This window comes from Bacillus sanguinis (genome assembly GCF_018332475.1).
Lineage (GTDB): Bacteria > Bacillota > Bacilli > Bacillales > Bacillaceae_G > Bacillus_A > Bacillus_A sanguinis.
In genome coordinates this window covers 1-3,729 of record NZ_BOQB01000177.1, presented here as the reverse complement: position 1 = coordinate 3,729, position 3,729 = coordinate 1, and the positions used below count along the sequence as shown (strand labels likewise).

Here is a 3,729-nt window from a genome sequence, read left to right as displayed (position 1 = left end):
ACATTTTATCTTCACCAATTCCTTTAACAGTTACACCGTTATGAGTTCCGCCTTTTGCAATGAGATACGCAACTTTATTAATAATGCTTGAATTAAAATGAACGCCACCTTGATCCCATCCATTAAAATCATTAAATTCACTGTAATCATCTGGATAAGGTACTCCAAGTGAAGATGGAACAGAAGCTGGGTTTTCCATATCACGGAAGACAGATCCAGTTTGTTCTCCCATTGTCCAGTTAAAGCTTCCATTATTTACGTATTTCTCAATAGATGTCCCCATGATATCAGATAGCGCCTCATTAATCGCACCAGATTCACCGTAATATTCAAGATTAGATTCACTAGAAGTTACAGCATGTGTAAATTCATGGCCAGCTACGTCATATGCTTTGACAATAGGATCACCATATACAAGCATACTACCATTATTAGCACTTAATGCATTCTGCCAATTTTTCGGATCATTCGTCTCTTCAGAATCCCAAGCGTGTACAACTGAAACTACCTTTTGTCCCTTATTATCAAAGCTATTACGCTTGTATTTATCTTTATAAAAATCAAAAACTTTTGTTGCTAAGTAATGAGCACTTACTGCTTTCGGATCGTTAAAGGTTGTCGAAGTACTAGTTGCTAATGTACCAGGATAATAGCTTTCTTCTTTAGTAATATCTCTGTAATTCACATCATACGTTTCAATTCCTTGCCCTCTTGTATAATCAGCAAGAGCATATTTTCCATTATTTTGTTTAGAAATACCAAATGAACGAGAAATTCCTAAATCATCTTTTCCATTTCCCGTTAATGATGTAAGACTGCTTTTTTTACTTTTCTTTAAGGCTCCAACTAGTTTTTCACTTGCTTTCAAGTTAGACTCTTGCACCATATTTTTTAACATATCACCATTTTGTGCATTTACTAAATATGTTCCGGAAACATATTTTGGTGTGGCAGCTTCAAATGTAACTTGGTATGCATTGCTAGCTTGTCCATTATGTTCATCAACAAAAATAACTTCCTTAACTTCTGGCTCAGAAATAAAATTGATATCGTTCCCGTACTTCGTATAAATATATTGTTTTGCTTCATCTTTTGATAGATTGATAGGTTTTTTCAATTCTTCTTGTTCTAAATTTTGTGCGCTATCACCTGAAACACTTTTAATAACACCGTTATTATCTACGTGTGCAGTTAATTGATGACCATATACTTCTTTTCCTTCGTATGTTTGCTGAATACGTACAAGTGTAGTCCCATCATATGAACCACGTTTTTGAAGAACTTTATAATCTACTCCTGTTTCTCCATTGACTTGCTTTGGAGAAAGAGCTTGTTCTGTTTTCTCCTTCAGAGCATCTTTTACTACATTCTCTGGTGCCTTTTGTGACGGTTGTGTAAGTTCACCCGAACGGAACGATTCCTCCTGAATTTGAACTTGTAGTTGATCTGTTTCCTCTGCATGACCTACTCCGTATGGTGCTACAGCTGTTAAAGCTAAGCCTGTTGTTAAAGCTACCTTAGTTAATGTCTTTTTGTTTTTCATTTTTTCACCTCGTATAATTTTTGAAATAGAAAGCTTGTACAAAGTATACTCACTGTTTCTGTCGAAAAAAAGAGAAAATGCACAATTTATGTAACATTATGCAAAATTACATAATGTAAGGGCGATGATATAAATAAAGAACAACTCATATAAGTGCATGAATTTTAATAAAAAAAAGAGCTCCCTAAGGCGCTCTTTACATACGATTATAAACCATAAATGCATTGTGTCATTTATTAGTATATGCTCGTCTCATTCAATTGTTTATTTGGTGATTTCTCTAAACTTTAACCATTAAAAATCGGTTATCTAATACATTGAAATTCTTCGTTACTATTTGATTAGTAAATAATAGAGATAGTTAAAATAATGTAAGAAACAAACATGATGAAAGCGAAACAATAGATAAAGATAGCACTCGACATGTATTGTGTTATTCTTTTATTCATATAAATTTGTTTTACTTATTTATTTTTTCAGGATTAATTTGAAACTGCCCTTTCCAAGATCCAGCTGTTTTTCCTATTTTATTAATGTTTATATCTAATGTTAAAGGTTGTTTAAAGGAACCTTTTCCTTCAGGACCTTCAACAAATGTAATGACACCTTCTGGTCTGTCTTTATCACGGATGCCCACATGCTCTAATTTTTTTCCTTCTGACATTAATTCGAATGGCAAATTGTCTTCACCTTGAATAAATGATAATTGTGAAAACATACCATTTCCTATGTTATATTCAGGGTTTTCTTCTTGTTGTCCTTTTATTTTCCCATCGCTTTTTATATCTAATCCATTTGTATCAAATTCAAATGGCATTAGAGTTCCATCGGCTTTCTCCACTCTATAATGAACAGATATACGTGCGTCTGCCACATATAATTCTTTAAAATGTACAGTTATCCCTTGATCTATTATCTTTTCATCAATAGGTATAAACTGCCCTTTCAACCTACCTTCTTGCTGTACGCCGTTTTCATCTTTACTCCCTTCATTCACAACTGAATCATTTAAAACCTCATTAGCAAAGTAAGAAGCAATATTAGTTGCTGCAACTTGAACTTGCGGGATTATAGCTATAGTAAAAATACCTACCGCAGCAACCGCCGTATACATGAAACGTTTTGATTTTTTATTCATATTTGAAAATACTCCCTGCTTTCTTTCTATCGTTTGATTTGTACTAAGTATATTATTAGTTTGGTTATAACTATTAAATGTTTGCCATGCTTTTTCGACATCAATATTTATTTCTGGAGTCTCATGAAGCTTCTCCTTGGCTAGTGTTGAATGTTCCCATTGATTTAATTCTGTTAGCTCAATTAATAAATTTTGACACTCCTTACATTTGTCTAAATGCTTTATAAATTGTTTTCTTTCCTCACGCGAAAGTTCGCCATCAATATATGATTGAATGGATCCAATTTCATAACAAGTCATTTAGTTTCCCTCCATTTGTTCAAAAATTTTCCGGAATTTTAGTTTAGCTCTTGCCAACATTGTTCCAATAGATGAATCGTCAATCTGAAGTAGTTGCGCTATTTCTTTATATCGAAACCCTGAAAATTTCATTAGCAATATCGTTCGATCTTGTTCTTTCATTTTTCGCAAAACCATTTGTACTTTTGTAATTTCTTCTTTTCTAATCCATTCATCATCTAGTGACGAATCAATTTGAACTTCTTGATACTGGGTTTCTTTATCAATTCTTGCCTGATGTCTCTTTTCAGAGCGAATGTAGTTATAAGCGACATAAGTAGAAGACTTTATAAGCCAAGCGCGTAAATTTTCTATAGATTTCCAATCTGAATGATACAGTTGCAAAAACACCTCTTGCGCTAATTCCTCAGCAACCGTCTGTTCTTTAATGATCCATATTATTTGTTTAACAACATACGCATAGTTTTGTTTAAACAACGCTTCAAATGTTATATGTGAAACATTCCTCTCTTCACTTTTTATTGTTTGCATGTGAATAAAACCTCTCTCTCTTTTGATGCCTGCATTATAGAGAAACCAGAATGCTCATTTTTGTGACAAAAAAATAATATTTTTATTATGTACTATTACGTACATTCATCATATAAACAAATATTCATATTAATTAAAGTAAACTTTTTTCTCAATAACAACATAAAACCCACTCTCAACTATTTTTAAGAGTGGGTTTTATACTATTAAAAAACAA

At 32.7% G+C, this 3,729-nt stretch carries 3 protein-coding genes; all 3 read right to left on the bottom strand.

Annotated features, from left to right (window positions below):
• Positions 1 to 1,543, bottom strand: a 1,543-nt coding sequence (locus tag KI369_RS19085) for a M4 family metallopeptidase (RefSeq protein WP_212956983.1), incomplete at its 3' end; no start/stop codon positions are given.
• Positions 1,544 to 2,003: 460 nt separating this feature from the next.
• Positions 2,004 to 2,981 (bottom strand): DUF4179 domain-containing protein, encoded by a 978-nt coding sequence (locus KI369_RS19080; protein WP_212956982.1) that lies wholly within the window; start codon positions 2,979 to 2,981, stop codon positions 2,004 to 2,006.
• Positions 2,982 to 3,512, bottom strand: coding sequence for an RNA polymerase sigma factor SigX (locus KI369_RS19075; RefSeq protein WP_212956981.1), 531 nt, complete (start codon positions 3,510 to 3,512; stop codon positions 2,982 to 2,984). It lies immediately after the preceding gene.
• Between the last annotated feature and the right edge of the window lie 217 nt (positions 3,513 to 3,729).

Coding starts and splice junctions, on each gene's coding strand:
- KI369_RS19080 (WP_212956982.1), bottom strand. CDS start 2,981: ATGACTTGTTATGAAATTGGATCCATTCAATCATATATTGATGGCGAA.
- KI369_RS19075 (WP_212956981.1), bottom strand. CDS start 3,512: ATGCAAACAATAAAAAGTGAAGAGAGGAATGTTTCACATATAACATTT.